This is a genomic window from Pantoea sp. RG18, from assembly GCF_025910075.1.
Taxonomy (GTDB): domain Bacteria; phylum Pseudomonadota; class Gammaproteobacteria; order Enterobacterales; family Enterobacteriaceae; genus Pantoea; species Pantoea agglomerans.
This window is the reverse complement of the sequence record NZ_JAPCIL010000009.1, coordinates 302,172-317,210: the sequence shown is the minus strand read 5'-3', so window position 1 is coordinate 317,210 and position 15,039 is coordinate 302,172. Positions and strand designations below refer to the sequence as shown.

Below are 15,039 nucleotides of genomic sequence, written 5' to 3'. Positions count from 1 at the left end.
GACTTTGAAACAACAATGCAAACCTCAACTCCGCTTGCACGCTATGAACAGGCGCTGTCGCAGGGCGAATTCAGGCCCGATGACGTACAACGTGAAGCGATTACCCGTTTAGACGCGCTGCAGCAGGCGCTGGTTGCCCGGCAACAATCCGCCGCGCCTGCCACATCCGGCCTGCTGGGTCGCCTGTCAAAATTGATCGGTAAAGAGAAAAACGAGACGCCACAACCGGTACGTGGACTCTATATGTGGGGCGGTGTCGGTCGCGGTAAGACCTGGGTCATGGATCTCTTTTTTCAGTCTATTCCTGGCGATCGCAAACTGCGTCTGCACTTCCACCGCTTTATGCTGCGGGTGCATGAAGAGCTGACGCAGCTCCAGGGGCAGAGCGATCCGTTACTGATTATCGCGGACAAATTCAAAGCAGAAACGGACATCCTCTGTTTTGACGAATTTTTTGTCTCCGATATTACCGATGCGATGCTGCTGGGCACGCTGATGGAGGCGCTGTTTGAACGCGGCATTGCGCTGGTGGCCACCTCGAACATTCCGCCTGATGATCTCTATCGTAATGGTCTGCAGCGCGCGCGCTTCCTGCCTGCCATCGAGCAGATCAAACGTCATTGTGATGTGATGAATGTGGATGCCGGTATCGACTACCGGTTACGCACGCTGACCTCCGCGCACCTGTGGAACTCCCCGCTGAACAAAGAGACGCACGCTGAAATGGCGCGGATGTTTAAAGCGCTGTCGGGCAGCCAGCCTGAAGATGCGCCGGTTCTGGAAATTAATCACCGCCAGATGCCGACGCTGGGCGTCAGCGAGGGCGTGCTGGCGATTAATTTCACCACCCTGTGTGGCGAAGGGCGCAGCCAGCATGACTATATTGCGCTGTCGCGCCGTTTTCACAGTGTGCTGCTGTATGACGTGCCGGTGATGATCTACAAAACCGAAGATCAGGCACGGCGTTTCCTGGCACTGGTCGATGAGTTCTATGAACGGCATGTGAAGCTGGTGGTCGCGGCAGAAACGTCACTGACCGAGATTTATCAGGGCACGCGGCTGAAGTTTGAATACCAGCGCTGTTTATCGCGACTTCAGGAGATGCAGAGCGAAGAGTATCTGCGTTTACCGCACCTGCCGTGAGAATAATCGGGATAAATACCGAAATAGGGTTCGATTTTTGTAACCGACTTCTCTATAATCTTGCGACCCCACGTTACAGCAAAGGATTTTTTTCCCAAATCCTCTGTGTTCCAGTAACTCTATCCGAAGGGGTGGCTTGCTGGTCAAAATGGTCGTGTGAGCCTCATTCGTTTACTTAAGCGTTTGGGATTTCACCAACGTGTAACTTAATTTGGGTAAGCTTTTCGATGAAAACTTTTACAGCTAAACCAGAAACCGTCCAACGTGACTGGTTTGTAGTTGACGCAACGGGCAAAACTTTGGGTCGCCTGGCGACTGAACTGGCGCGCCGTCTGCGTGGTAAGCATAAAGCGGAATACACTCCGCACGTTGATACGGGTGATTACATCATCGTTCTGAACGCAGAAAAAGTTGCTGTAACCGGCAACAAGCGTACTGACAAGATCTACTATCACCACACTGGCCACATCGGTGGTATCAAACAGGCGACCTTTGAAGAGATGATTGCTCGCCGTCCTGAGCGTGTGATTGAGATCGCGGTTAAAGGCATGCTGCCGAAGGGCCCGCTGGGTCGTGCTATGTACCGTAAACTGAAAGTTTACGCAGGCAACGAGCACACCCATGCGGCACAGCAACCGCAAGTTCTTGACATTTAATCGGGATTAAAGGCAATGGCTGAAACTCAAAACTACGGCACTGGTCGCCGCAAAAGCTCTACCGCTCGCGTATTCATTAAGCCGGGTAGCGGTAACATCGTAATTAACCAACGTTCTCTGGAACAGTACTTCGGTCGCGAAACTGCCCGCATGGTAGTTCGTCAGCCGCTTGAGCTGCTGGACCTGGTTGGTAAATTCGATCTCTATGTCACTGTTAAAGGTGGCGGTATTTCTGGTCAGGCTGGTGCGATCCGTCACGGTATCACCCGCGCTCTGATGGAATACGACGAATCACTGCGTGGCGAGCTGCGTAAAGCTGGCTTCGTAACGCGTGATGCGCGTCAGGTTGAACGTAAGAAAGTCGGCCTGCGTAAAGCACGTCGTCGTCCTCAGTTCTCCAAGCGTTAATTGTTTGCAGCTCCGGCTGCGGCAATTGGCTCAAAAAACCCGCTTCGGCGGGTTTTTTATTTTCTGCCTTCCCATAAACTGTCCGCGAAAACCGTAACGCCGCGCTCAATTTACCTGCAAAGATTCATTCCACGCCCACAAGCAGCCTAAAATCTGGTAAACTCTGTGTCACTTTGCGCCCGCAGGCCGGTGCGTTATGCGCCTCCCCACTGTCGGGGCGTCAGTATCTGTGACGCAGCTAACCAGGTTGCGTGCGAGTTCGATAAGCAAGTGAGTCGCCGTGTGGTTGGCTATTCGCAGTATCTTTTTGTGAACAAACTTGGAGGTTTTCATGGCTGTCGCTGCCAACAAACGTTCGGTAATGACGCTGTTTTCTGGTCCTACTGACATTTTCAGCCATCAGGTACGTATCGTCCTGGCGGAGAAGGGTGTCAGCGTAGAGATCGAGCAGGTCGAAATGGATAACCTGCCGCAGGATCTGATTGACCTCAATCCGTATCGCACGGTACCGACGCTGGTAGATCGTGAGCTGACGCTGTATGAATCACGCATCATCATGGAATATTTAGATGAGCGCTTCCCGCATCCGCCACTGATGCCGGTTTATCCGGTTGCCCGTGGTGATAGCCGCCTGATGATGCACCGCATCGAGCAGGACTGGTATAGCCTGATGAGGAAAGTAGAGAACAGCAGCGGTCAGGAAGCGGAAGCGGCACGCAAGCAACTGCGTGAAGAGCTGCTGGCTATCGCGCCACTGTTTGGCCGTACGCCTTATTTCATGAGCGAAGAGTTCAGCCTGGTTGATTGCTATCTGGCTCCGCTGTTATGGCGTCTGCCGTCAATGGGTATCGATTTGATCGGCTCAGGTTCAAAAGAGCTGAAAGGTTACATGAATCGCGTATTTGAGCGTGACTCCTTCCTCGCTTCATTAACTGAAGCTGAACGTGAAATGCGGCTGCAAGCCCGGGCTTAACGTATGGAAATGTCGCAACTTACTGCACGTCGTCCCTATCTGCTGCGCGCCTTTTATGACTGGTTGCTCGATAACCAGCTGACGCCGCATCTGGTGGTCGACATAAATCTGCCGGGTGTGCAGGTGCCGCTGGAGTATGCGCGCGATGGTCAGATTGTCCTGAACATTGCGCCACGTGCTGTCGGTAACCTCGATCTGGCGAATGATCAGGTGTCGTTCAACGCCCGCTTTGGTGGCGTTCCTCGCCAGGTTAACGTGCCGATGGCGGCGATTCTGGCAATCTATGCGCGTGAAAATGGCGCCGGGACGATGTTTGAACCGGAACCGGCTTACGAGCTGGGCACGCATGAGGCGTCAGAGGGTCAGGAAGAGACTATGATGTCGGTGATTGATGGTGATCGTCCTGACGATGCCAGCGATGACGAGACACCGCCTGATGACGATCCACCGCCACGTGGTGGACGACCTTCACTGCGCGTAGTGAAATAGCAGTGACATAACAGCGAATACCCGTCCATCCGACGGGTATTTTTTTGCCTGTCGGCCATAAAAAAATCCGGCTGCCTGCGCAAGCCGGATTTTTTCAGCAAACCATCGCGATCAATAGACGTCGCGCAGGTAGCGCTTCTCTTTCTTCAGCTGATCGACATAGTCAGCAGCGCGCTCGGTGGAGAGACCACCAAACTGGCGAACCACTTCATACAGCGCATTATCTACATCCTTCGCCATACGCGATGCATCGCCACAGACATAGAAGTAAGCCCCTTCCTGCAGCCAGGCATACAGCTCAGCGCCCTGTTCAAGCATCCGGCTCTGCACGTAGATCTTCTTCTCCTGATCGCGTGAGAAGGCGAGATCCAGACGCGTCAGCAAGCCATTATCGCGCCAGGCAAGTAATTCATCCTGATAGATAAAGTCATGTTCCTGATGCTGATCGCCGAAGAACAGCCAGTTTTTCCCCTGCGCGCCGGTTGCCTGGCGCTCCTGCAGGAAGGCACGGAATGGCGCGATGCCGGTACCCGGTCCCACCATGATCAGCGGTGCGCTGTTGTTGGCAGGCACGCGGAACGATTTATTGGGTGAGATAAAGATGGCGGGCTTCTCACCGCGACGCACACGCTCGGCCAGATAAGTTGAGCAGACGCCACCGCGATTACGGCCGCCACTGTGATAACGCACCGAGGCAACGGTCAGATGTACCTGGTCTGGATGGGCTTTAGAGCTGGATGAAATAGAGTAAGCGCGATGCTGCAGCGGACGCAGTAGCGCGACAAACTCGGGTACCGCCAGCGTGCGCGTCAGCTCAAGCTGCAGCAGGTCAAGGGTATCTTTGCCCCACAGCCACACGCCCAGCGCATCTTTATCATCATGCTGTAACACATGACGCAGCTCCTGGTTGGTGGTGTTCTGCCCGACCCATTCGATTAACTTGCGTGACGGCTCTGAGATCTCAAACTGATAGGTCAGCAGGTCGCCAAGGCTGCGATCAAAGCCGGGCACCGGCGTCTCGTAGTCCGCGTTAAGCTGGGTCAGCAGCAGGCTGACCAGCGACGGCTCGTTGACCGGAATTACGCCCAGCGCATCGCCCGCTTCATACTTCAGGCCGCTGTCAGACAGGTCGAACTCGAAATGACGAATATCTTTGGCTGACTGCTCGCCTGACAAACGCTTGTTAGTGATCAGCGCGGCGGCGTATGGATTGGATTTGTTGCTGCCTGGAATGACTGGCGCTTCAGGCGCGCTTTCCAGCACGGTGCCGCTGCTGCCCGCGCTGGCGGCAAACTGTGGCATTGAGCTGTTCAGCCACTCGCTGGAAGGCTCCTCAAAATCGATATCACAATCGATACGATCAACCACGCGTTTCGCGCCCAACTGCTCAAGGCGCATATCAATAAACTTGCCCGCCTGACAGAAGCCATCGTAGCCGGTATCGCCAATCGCCAGCACGGCGAAATGCATCTGCTCCAGACGCGGTGCGGTACTGGCAGAGATCGCATCCCAGAACAGCTGCGCGTTGTCCGGCATTTCACCTTCGCCATAGGTCGAGGTGACGATCAGTACATGGCGCATGGTGGCAAATACGTCGAGATCGACATCGCCCAGCGCCTGAACCACCGGCACCAGTCCTTTAGCGCGGGCAGATTTCGCTGCGGTCTGCGCCAGTGCTTCAGCATTGCCGGTCTGTGAACCATAAAGAATGTGCAGTTGCGTCGTCGCGGCTGCGCCTGTGCCCGCGGCGGGTTGCTGCTTGTCTTCTAATACCAGCAAACGGGAGTGCAGACCCGCAAGAAAGCCAGCCAGCCAGTACTTCTGATCGCCATTAAAAGGTGCATCTTCTGGAATATAAGGAATTTTCATGGGTACTTTTACTCAATCCCGTTCTCGCCCGTCATCAGTGGCATTGTCCGGTGTGAAAGCGGTTCCGCTTTCCCGCGCCGCAGCGTGTGCGACAGGGGAGAGCGGTGCTGCATCTGTCCGGTACAACGATTAATCCGGGCAATGATCAATTAATAATATTCAGTTCAGCCTGATCAGTATCACTGTCAGGAGAGTTTACCCACCGCAGCAGCGATTTCCGGCAATGCCGCACGTGCAAACAGCTCTTCAAAGTCAGGCAGGTGGCCCAGCACTTCCCGGTTACAGGCATCCTGATACATGATCCAGCCATAGGTTGCCAGACTGTCCATGGAGCGGATGTTACGTTGCGTCAGCGCCGCTTTGTAATCTGACATGCGTTTGGTACCAATCAGACTCGCCAGTTCATCATCGCTGTAGCTCTCGATAGCGGAACGGGCATGACGCTGCAGCTTGCTTATCAGCGAAAAGTCTTCCGTCATCAACAGATTACGGACCGCTTTTTCAACTGCCGCATCTTCAACCGGGGTGCCTTTCGGCAACTTAGCCAGCGCCAGCTGCTGGGCAAAGCTCAGCACGGTGTAGTTGTTGAGCAGGACAAACATCTCCAGCGTATCGGTCGCGCCATAAGCTGGTACGGCACCGTTGGCGATGGTTTTACCCTGACGCCATGCGGCTTTAAACTTCGCCACCTGATGGCCTGCCAGCGCCGTCGACAGCTCTTCGAGCAGATCTTTGCGGCTCTTGGCTTTCAGAATCTCGCCGCCATCCTGATAGAGCAGCAGCGAGCGCGGCATCACGTAAACAAAGTGGTGACACTCCGTTTCCCAGTTCTCCAGCAGCCAGGCGGCACGCGGTGATTTGGTCGCCTCCAGATGCCAGTTCAGCATGGTCAGCACCGCCTGCTTATGCACCTGGGCCATCTCATCCTGATCGGCAATCGAGCCGAACTGCACCGAATCACCGGCAGCATGGCTGGCCAGCGATCCATAGGGGTCGTACTGGTAGGCGAAGCCGCCGCTCATGCCGTTGCCAAATCCTTTACCGAAGGTGCCCAGGTTGAGGATGGCGCCATTGGTCATATATTCGCAGCAGAAGTCACCGACGCCTTCAACCACGGCGGTGGCACCGGAGTTACGCACCGCGAAACGGTCACCGGCCTGGCCCTGCACGAACAGACGTCCGCCGGTCGCGCCAAACAGCGCAAAGTTACCAATAAGCACGTTGCCATCGGCATCCTGCGCGCCGCCGCCAGGCGACATCACGATCAGTTCGCCGCCACACTGTCCTTTGCCGACACCGTCGTTACAGGTGCCGTAATGGGTCAGCTGCATGCCATCGTTGCAGAAGGCGCCAAACGACTGACCGGCAGAACCGGTGGTGGAAATTTTTACGCTCTCAGGGGCCAGATAGCGACGACCGCGATCGTCAGTCATTACGGCAGGCATCGCCTGCAGCTGCTCAGAACTCAGCTGATGGTTCAGCATCCGCTCAATATCGATGGCCAGCTGGCCGCCGACACTTTTGTTTCGGTTATTCAGCACGATGTTGTTGCCCAGAGTGACGTCAGGATTTCCCTGATCCACCAGCGACAGCTTCAGTTGCTCAATCCAGACATCATCCAGCTCAAAATCTTTTTCCAGATAAACCGGCTTGTCGATTTTCAGCTCAGGCACCACGGTAAGCATGGCGCGTAAGTCGAGCTTGCCCACTTCCAGCGGGTGATCCATCAGGTGCAACAGGTCAGAGCGACCGCGTGCCTCACGCAGGGAACGCAGGCCCATACGCGCCAGGATTTCACGCACTTCATGCGCCACGTTGAGGAAATACTGCGCCAGCTGACGCGGATCGCCATCAAACGCTTCGGCATTCGTGGTTAAGCCAGCCGGGCACTTAACGTTACAGTTCTTCGCCATCACGCATTTCAGCATCATCAGCGCCGTCGTACCGAACTCAAAGCTGTCGCCGCCCAGCAGCGCAGATTTCACCACGTCGCTGCCGGTCTGCTGGGCGCCAGAGCAGCGCAGCAGCACTTTCTCACGCAGGCCGTTGGCGCACAGCGCCTGGTGGACTTCAGCGATGCCGATTTCAGCCACGCGTCCGGTATATTTCAGGCTGGTCACCGACGCAGCGCCGGTACCGCCGGTGTTACCCGCAACGTTAATCACGTCTGCACCCGCTTTGGCCACGCCAACCGCGATGGTGCCGATCCCTTCAGACGAGACCAGCTTGACGATAACGCGCACCCGCGCGGCTTTACAGTCGTGGATCAACTGCGCCAGATCTTCGATGGAATAGGTGTCGTGATGGGGCGGCGGTGAGACCAGCTCGACGCCAGGCGTACCGCCACGCGCGGCAGCAATCTCGACGGTAACTTTGGCCGCCGGTAGCTGGCCGCCTTCGCCAGGTTTCGCACCCTGACCAATTTTGATCTCCAGCTCTTCCAGCATCGGATCCGCCAGATAGGCAGCCCAGACGCCGAAACGGCCCGAAGCCAGCTGTTTGATGCGTGAGGCACGAATGGTGCCGTGACGGGAATAATGCTCGCCGCCTTCACCGCAGTTACTCATGCCGCCGACCATATTGGTACCGTGCGCGACCGCTTCATGAGCGGGAGCCACCAGCGCACCGTGGCTCATCGCCCCGGACGCAAAGGTACGGGTAATTTCACAGGCTGGCTGCACTTCGCTCAGCGGCAGTGAGGGCAGGGTGGTGAAGATACGTGACAGATAATCGGCCGCTTTACCGTAAGCGGTCACTTTCAGACCGCCAGTCACCACTTCGCTGCTTTCAATATCGTCGCCGAAGCGGGATTTCAGGGCGCGTGACAGGTTCTGCAGGCGTTCGCTCTCAGGCTTCAGTCCTTCAATCGCATCGGTCAGACGCAGCATAAAGTGATTCAGGCTGCCATCTACCGCTTCACACTCCATGCCACGAATGGCAAAGCCGTTGTTGGTCAGCGAGTAGCGTCCCAGCTTGCGGCGGAACTCCGCTTCGCTGTCGATGTGGGTCAGGTCAGCCGGGAATGTCAGGATGTCGCGCAGGGCCGCCGGGCGACGTTTACGCTCTTCATACATCAGGCTTGAGAACTGACGGTAATCAGCAGTAATCGCGAAATTATTAATCACCTCATCCGGGATGCGCTCAAAGCTGCTGTCTTTAAAGGTCTCTGGCTTGATACCAAACGCATTATCCAGTTTAGCCAGCGTCATCAGGCGGATGAAGTTGTCCTCTTCGCGCGCTTTGTCGGCAAAGCGAATCGGCTCTTCGGTCATGTCGATAAAGGTCCGCACGGCGATGGTGCCGTAGGAGTGACCTGCGCCTTCTGCACGCTCTTTGAACAGGCCCAGCAACGGAACTTCAGATTCGCCCTGAATCTTCAGTGCGCTCTGGTGCCAGTCAACGGCCATCTGCGCGATCGTCGCGAAGCCTGCGCCGCCCACCGGCGTTTTGATATTCGGGAAATACTTTTTCAGCACCGGATCATCGGTGTTGAGGAAGTTAGGCTCAAAGAACTCACCGCTGCTGTAGCTCTCAACGGTACAGAGGCCCACTTTGCCCATGGTTTTCATCAGTGCTTTTTCAGCCGCTTTGGCATAGCGCTTAAAGGCTTTGTTACCTTCTTCACCTTCACCAAATTTCTCCTCTGCGCGCATCTGTACGCCCAGCGGATAGATAGCTGACGCTCCAAAGCCAAGTGTGGCGGCAATGTGGTGCGACGAGATGCTCTGGCCGCTTTCAACCACCAGAGAAACATCCAGACGCAACCCTTCCTTTATCAGGCGCTGGTTGATGGCGGAAACCACCAGCAGCATCGGGATCGCGGCGTGCTTTGAAGAGATATGGCGATCGGTAAGTACGGCGATGCCACCCTGGGTACGGGCAAAATCAACCACCTGTTGCGCCAGGTCATCAATCGCTTTTTCCAAAGCATTCGCGTTCGCGGTGGTGCTCAGCAGATCTTTGCCGATCACCGGCTCATAGAGCATCTCAAAGCGGGCATAAGGTGCGATAGTCTGCTCGCGTAAACGCAGCATATCGAGGTGGCTTAGAATCGGGGTCGGCACCACAATCTGACGGCCTTTGCTGCGGCCCAGATGGGGTTTTGCCCCCAGCGCGACACGCAACGTCATGCCATCCACTTCGCGGATAGAGTCCAGCGGCGGGTTGGTGACCTGCGCAAAGCGCTGAGAGAAGTAGTGCGCCATGCCGCCTTCATGATCGGATAAGCCGTTGATGGCGTTGCCGTAACCCATCGCAGAGATCTTCTCTGCGCCGGTATTCAGCATCGGGTCCATCATGAACTTGAAGCTTTCCTGATTGTAGTAGTAGGCAACAAAGCGCTGATACGTTTTCAGATCGCCACGATAACGCAGCGGTGAACCCTGCTGTTCTGCCGGGATCTCGGGCAGATCGTCAAGACCGACGCGCGCTTCACGCAGCAACGCCGAATAATCTTTCTCTGCGGCCAGTTTTTCCAGCGCCTGCAGCGTGGTATAGCTGCGTTTTTCACGGTGATCGAAATAGAGCATACCGCCCGCTTCGATACGCCCACGACGCAACACGCTTTCAGGTGGGAAGGCGATCTGGCCGGCTTCCGACATCGCACCGATATAGTCAGCGGTTTCTACTGAACGCAGGGGACGCAGACCCAGACGATCAAGACGCGCGCCAATCACTTCGCCGTTACCAAAGATTAAGGCAGCAGGGCCGTCGTTCTTCTCTTCATACAGCGAGAAGTACTCCAGCATGTCACGCACTTCTGGCGACAGCGCGCTGTCGTTTTCCCAGGCGGGCGGCATCATCGACACCACGGCGGTGATCAGATCGAGGTCATCTTCCATCAGACGGCTGTGGATGCTCTGATCCAGGCGCGAACTGTCGGACTGGCCTTTAGGCCGCACGATGGTCTTGCCACGGGCCAGTGCCAGCGCGGACTCAGCGATGCGGTTTTTACGGTCAGTGTTCAGCTCGCCATTGTGCGCCATCAGGCGGAACGGTTGCGCCATCGTGGTATGGGGATCGGTGTTAGTGGAGAAGCGGGTGTGGAAAAACAGCCCGCGCACCTGATGATCGGGATCGGTCAGATCTTTGAAGTAAGGGATCACTTCATTGGAATTCAGACGGGCTTTGAACACCTGCGTGCGTGATGACAGCGACAGCGGATAGAGGCCGCCAAATTCGCTTTCGGTGAAAGCTCGGGCTTCAATGGTTAACAGGGCACGGTAGATGCGTTTTTCGAAGTCGTTCTGATCCACCACATCCTGTGGCGCAGTGAAAATCCACTGCAGAATCGGTAACTGGAACTGCGCGGCTGCCGGGCGCGTCACGCTGCTGTCGAGCGGCATGTCACGCTTCATGAGTACCGGCAGACCAAAGCTGCTGAGGGTTTCATCCACCAGACGTTCGGCATTCGCGCGCAGCTCAGCATCTTTCGGCACAAAGAAGTTACCGACACCGAAGCGTCCCGCTTCCAGCGGCTGGCCGGTAATTTTGCGGAAGAATTGCAGCGAAAGATCAACGTTGACCCCCGCGCCGTCGCCAACGCCTTCCGCTGACATGCCGCCGCGGTGAGGCACCGTACACAGGGCGCTGTGCGCCATCTGCAGAATCTCGTGGGTCTGCTCGCCGTCCTTACGCGTAATGAAACCTACACCACAGCTGTCACTGCCTGCTGTCGGATCATACAAGCCATAGGATTGAGGTTTTTTAGTGGACATTGAGGGTCTCCTTAAACTGCTTTGACATTACCTGCACTGTTTCAGGGTCTGAGCGCAACGGGGGCGCTATCATTTTCATCGCCATGCTCTGTCGAGCGCGCGTCATAGCCCTGAGCATTTCTCTCCAGACATCGGTAAAACGTCCTTAATTGAGCTGCTCTCTGATTTCCGGTCTCTTAAAGGAGATGACTTAAACCACGCGGGAGTCTTCTTGTTGCATAGATATGCCGAGACAATGGCCCGTCTGGAAAGCTTTCAGCGGATTTCCAACTTATCGGGAAAGCGTAATCAGGTCAAATAGGGCGGTCAGACGGGATTATCATGCGTTTTATCTGCTTAAGTCTATGAATTAAATGCTTTTTAAGGTTTAAAATGTATCACTCTGGTGCCTGGCGACAGGCCGATAAATGTGAACTGACTCACTGTAGTGCAGGCGTCAGATCTCTGCACCATGCTGGTGACAGGGTGTTAAGCAGCATTAAATGCTGTTCAGCACCCATGATGCATAGCATGTATCTGTTTTTCTTATGTCCGGTTATTTGAATGAAACCGCGGTTGGTTATAAGAAAAATTAATCAGCATGGGCATGCTTAAAACAGCATTAAAGATGAATGGCTATGCATATAAAAGGGTGTGCCTGTGCAACAGGACGCTGCCAGGATATTGAAAAAAGGCCGTACAGAGAAATCGGTGATTCGCTGGCGGCCTTACAGATTATTCATTTGGCACAGTCAGTCAAGGGTTTTAACCGCTTTGTCCTTAACGTCGCCGATCGGCGAGGCTGCTGCACCATAAAAGCGCATTTGATCCCTTATCTCCACGCGACGTGCTGCGACGGCAGCGGGTTAACTGCGCTATTATGAGGCTGTTTCTCTTCCAGGGAGTTGTTATGAAACAAATTCGTCTGTTGGCGCAGTACTACGTTGATTTAATGGTGAAGCTTGGACTGGTGAGGTTCTCGCTGCTGCTGGCGTCTGCGCTGGTGGTGCTGGCGATGATTGTCCAGATGGCGGTCACGATGGTACTGCGGGGCCATGTCGAGAGCATTGACGTGGTGCGTTCGGTCTTCTTCGGGCTGCTGATCACGCCCTGGGCGGTCTATTTTCTCTCGGTGGTGGTCGATCAGCTGGAGGAGTCACGGCAACGACTGGCACGGCTGGTGGATAAGCTGGAAGAGATGCGTACCCGGGATCTGGAACTCAATCAGCAGATGAAAGAGACCATTACGCAGCTGAATCAGGAGATCAGCGATCGTAAAAAGGCGGAGCTGGCACGCGAACAGGTGATGGATAAGCTGCGTGAAGAGGTAACGCGTCGTGAGCAGGCACAGATTGAGCTGGAACAGCAATCCTCCTTCCTGCGCTCCTTCCTGGATGCCTCGCCTGACCTGGTGTTCTATCGCAACATCGATAAACAGTTCTCCGGCTGCAACCGCGCGATGGAGCTGCTGACCGGCAAAAGCGAAAAGCAGCTGATTGGCCTGACGCCGCGCGATATCTATGATGATGAAGCGGCCACTAAGGTGCTGGAAACGGACGAAAAGGTGTTCCGCCACAACGTCTCGCTGACCTATGAACAGTGGCTGCAATATCCCGACGGACGCAAAGCCTGCTTCGAGATCCGTAAAGTGCCTTACTACGACCGCGTGGGTAAGCGCAGCGGATTGATGGGCTTTGGCCGCGATATAACCGAACGTAAGCGCTATCAGGACGCGTTAGAGAACGCCAGCCGGGAGAAGACCACCTTTATCTCTACGATCAGCCACGAGCTTCGTACGCCGCTTAATGGCATTGTCGGCCTGAGCCGCATCCTGCTGGACACCGACCTTAATCAGGAACAGCTGAAATACCTGAAAACCATCCACGTCTCCGCCATCACGCTGGGCAATATCTTCAATGATGTGATTGAGGTGGACAAAATCGAGCGCCGTAAAGTACAGCTGGATAATCAGCCGCTCGACTTCACCGGTTTCCTGGCCGATTTAGAAAACCTCTCTGGCCTGCTGGCACAGCCGAAAGGGCTGAAGTTTGTGCTCGCGCCGCAACTGCCGCTGCCGCATATGATCTCGACCGATGGAACGCGTCTGCGCCAGATTCTGTGGAACCTGATTGGTAACGCCGTGAAGTTCACCCAGCAGGGCGAGATCGTGGTGCGGGTAACCTATGAGCAGGACGAGACGCTGCGCTTTGAGGTGCAGGACTCCGGCATGGGTATCCGTCAGGAGGAGCAGGACAAGATCTTCGCTATGTATTATCAGGTCAAAGATCAGCATGGCGGTAAACCGGCTACCGGTACCGGCATCGGACTGGCAGTATCACGCCGCCTGGCGCAGGCGATGGGCGGTGATATCCGGGTGCACAGTGCGCCGGGACAGGGTTCCTGCTTCACCGTAGAGATTAAAGCGCCACGCATTGCTGAAGAGGTGGAGGATGAAGGCGTGGACGACAGCCTGCCACTGCCTGCGCTGCACGTGCTGCTGGTTGAAGATATTGAGCTCAATGTAATTGTCGCGCGCTCGGTACTGGAGAAGCTGGGCTGCAGTGTAGAGGTCGCCATGACCGGCAGCGAGGCGCTGGCGATGTTTGACCCGCTGGAGTTTGACCTGGTGCTGCTGGACATTCAACTGCCTGATATGACCGGGCTGGATGTCTCACGTGCGATTCGCCAGCAGTACCAGGGAACGCATCTGCCCCCGCTGGTTGCTCTTACCGCCAATGTTCTCAAAGACAAAAAAGAGTACTTCGATGCGGGAATGGATGACGTGCTCAGCAAACCGCTGGCAGTGCCGGCACTCACTGCGATGATTAAAAAGTACTGGGATTATCAGACAGAACCGGAAGAGGAGATCGCTGATGTCAGCGATGACAAAACCCGAATGCTGCTGGATGTCGCGATGCTCGAACAGTATATCGAGCTGGTTGGTCCCAGCCTGATTACCCAAAGCCTGACGATGTTTGAAAAGATGATGCCGGACTACCTTGCGGTGCTGGAGTCGAATCTGATGGCGCGCGATCAGAAAGGCATTGCTGAAGAGGGACACAAAATCAAAGGGGCGGCGGGTTCGGTCGGGCTGCAGCGTTTGCAGATGCTGGCGAAACAGATTCAGAGTCCGGAGTTACCGGCGTGGTGGGACAATGTAGGTGAATGGATTGATGAGCTGAAGCATGAATGGCGACACGATGTGCAGGTATTACGCGACTGGGTGGCAGAGCAGGATAAGTGATACCCCGGAAAAAAATGACCCCAGCCGAGGCCGGGGTGCGCGAAATACTGCGCCAACACCAGGGAAATCATTGCGGCCGCTATGATTTGAATAATTAATGCAGCCGCAGGGTATTGGTTAACACTGTCATCACCTTAGCAAATTCATCTTCTCATGCGACAAGATTCATTAAAATTTGTGATATTGAGCAGCGTTTAAATACAGAAAACATTAATTTGGCAACACAGTCAAGTAAGGAATTAATTTCTGTGCTGTGTTGCTGCTATTTTAATCAGTTTTGCGCTTTTTCGTGTAGTTTTAATGCTGCCGGGCAGGGAAACTGAGGCTGAGCAGCACCAAAGTGAGCCGCCGTTAACATTTGCCTTTTGAGTGAGGCTAACGCGCTGATATTGCAAGCGCGCTGCCTGAAATGACACGAATTATCCAAAACGATTTGGAATGATAAAAAAGAATCTAAAAGTTTGTCCTTCTGTCGTTCTGCTATCAGGGTTATTACTGGAAGGAAATAGTGCCATTCTGGCAACCCGTGACGCCATTAAGCGCTGCTTATTTATCCGTTAT

General features: G+C 55.0%; 8 protein-coding genes. 6 read left to right on the top strand and 2 right to left on the bottom strand.

Translation table 11 applies throughout. From position 1 onward, the window contains the following. Nucleotides 1-15 precede the first annotated feature (15 nt). The 5 genes from zapE to sspB all read left to right on the top strand — a co-directional run bounded on the left by zapE (nucleotide 16) and on the right by sspB (nucleotide 3,669). The gene (gene zapE, locus OK409_RS12505; protein WP_010672014.1) at nucleotides 16-1,143 is read left to right on the top strand and encodes a cell division protein ZapE; all 1,128 of its coding nucleotides are present in this window, start codon (nucleotides 16-18) and stop codon (nucleotides 1,141-1,143) included. 227 nt (nucleotides 1,144-1,370) lie between these two features. Next, nucleotides 1,371-1,799 carry a 50S ribosomal protein L13 gene (gene rplM / locus OK409_RS12500; protein ID WP_008925400.1) on the top strand — a complete coding sequence of 143 codons (429 nt, stop codon included), beginning with the start codon at nucleotides 1,371-1,373 and terminating at the stop codon, nucleotides 1,797-1,799. Between the two features lie 15 nt (nucleotides 1,800-1,814). Next, a complete protein-coding gene (gene rpsI, locus OK409_RS12495) occupies nucleotides 1,815-2,207 on the top strand; it encodes a 30S ribosomal protein S9 (protein WP_008925401.1) in 393 nt (130 codons plus the stop codon). A 331-nt stretch (nucleotides 2,208-2,538) separates the two neighbouring features. Next, the gene (sspA, locus tag OK409_RS12490; RefSeq protein WP_009092481.1) at nucleotides 2,539-3,180 is read left to right on the top strand and encodes a stringent starvation protein SspA; all 642 of its coding nucleotides are present in this window, start codon (nucleotides 2,539-2,541) and stop codon (nucleotides 3,178-3,180) included. Nucleotides 3,181-3,183: 3 nt separating this feature from the next. Further along, on the top strand, nucleotides 3,184-3,669 hold the full coding sequence (gene sspB / locus OK409_RS12485; RefSeq protein ID WP_010251939.1) for a ClpXP protease specificity-enhancing factor: 486 nt from the start codon (nucleotides 3,184-3,186) through the stop codon (nucleotides 3,667-3,669). 111 nt (nucleotides 3,670-3,780) lie between these two features. On the opposite strand, the gene OK409_RS12480 is transcribed toward sspB, so the two are convergent. Together OK409_RS12480 and OK409_RS12475 are read right to left on the bottom strand one after the other, a co-directional pair. Continuing rightward, complete coding sequence (locus tag OK409_RS12480) at nucleotides 3,781-5,538, bottom strand: sulfite reductase subunit alpha (RefSeq protein ID WP_031592002.1); 1,758 nt, start codon at nucleotides 5,536-5,538, stop codon at nucleotides 3,781-3,783. A gap of 185 nt (nucleotides 5,539-5,723) precedes the next feature. Then, the gene (locus OK409_RS12475; RefSeq protein ID WP_158149632.1) at nucleotides 5,724-11,255 is read right to left on the bottom strand and encodes a glutamate synthase-related protein; all 5,532 of its coding nucleotides are present in this window, start codon (nucleotides 11,253-11,255) and stop codon (nucleotides 5,724-5,726) included. Nucleotides 11,256-12,144: 889 nt separating this feature from the next. Here OK409_RS12475 and arcB point away from each other — a divergent pair. Then, nucleotides 12,145-14,478, top strand: a complete 2,334-nt coding sequence (gene arcB, locus OK409_RS12470) for an aerobic respiration two-component sensor histidine kinase ArcB (RefSeq protein ID WP_033780457.1) — start codon at nucleotides 12,145-12,147, stop codon at nucleotides 14,476-14,478. The last annotated feature ends 561 nt before the right edge of the window (nucleotides 14,479-15,039 follow it).

Excerpts from the sequence above, each read along its gene's own strand:
- zapE (WP_010672014.1), top strand. The coding sequence starts at position 16 with ATGCAAACCTCAACTCCGCTTGCACGCTATGAACAGGCGCTGTCGCAG.
- rplM (WP_008925400.1), top strand. The coding sequence starts at position 1,371 with ATGAAAACTTTTACAGCTAAACCAGAAACCGTCCAACGTGACTGGTTT.
- rpsI (WP_008925401.1), top strand. The coding sequence starts at position 1,815 with ATGGCTGAAACTCAAAACTACGGCACTGGTCGCCGCAAAAGCTCTACC.
- sspA (WP_009092481.1), top strand. The coding sequence starts at position 2,539 with ATGGCTGTCGCTGCCAACAAACGTTCGGTAATGACGCTGTTTTCTGGT.
- sspB (WP_010251939.1), top strand. The coding sequence starts at position 3,184 with ATGGAAATGTCGCAACTTACTGCACGTCGTCCCTATCTGCTGCGCGCC.
- OK409_RS12480 (WP_031592002.1), bottom strand. The coding sequence starts at position 5,538 with ATGAAAATTCCTTATATTCCAGAAGATGCACCTTTTAATGGCGATCAG.
- OK409_RS12475 (WP_158149632.1), bottom strand. The coding sequence starts at position 11,255 with ATGTCCACTAAAAAACCTCAATCCTATGGCTTGTATGATCCGACAGCA.
- arcB (WP_033780457.1), top strand. The coding sequence starts at position 12,145 with ATGAAACAAATTCGTCTGTTGGCGCAGTACTACGTTGATTTAATGGTG.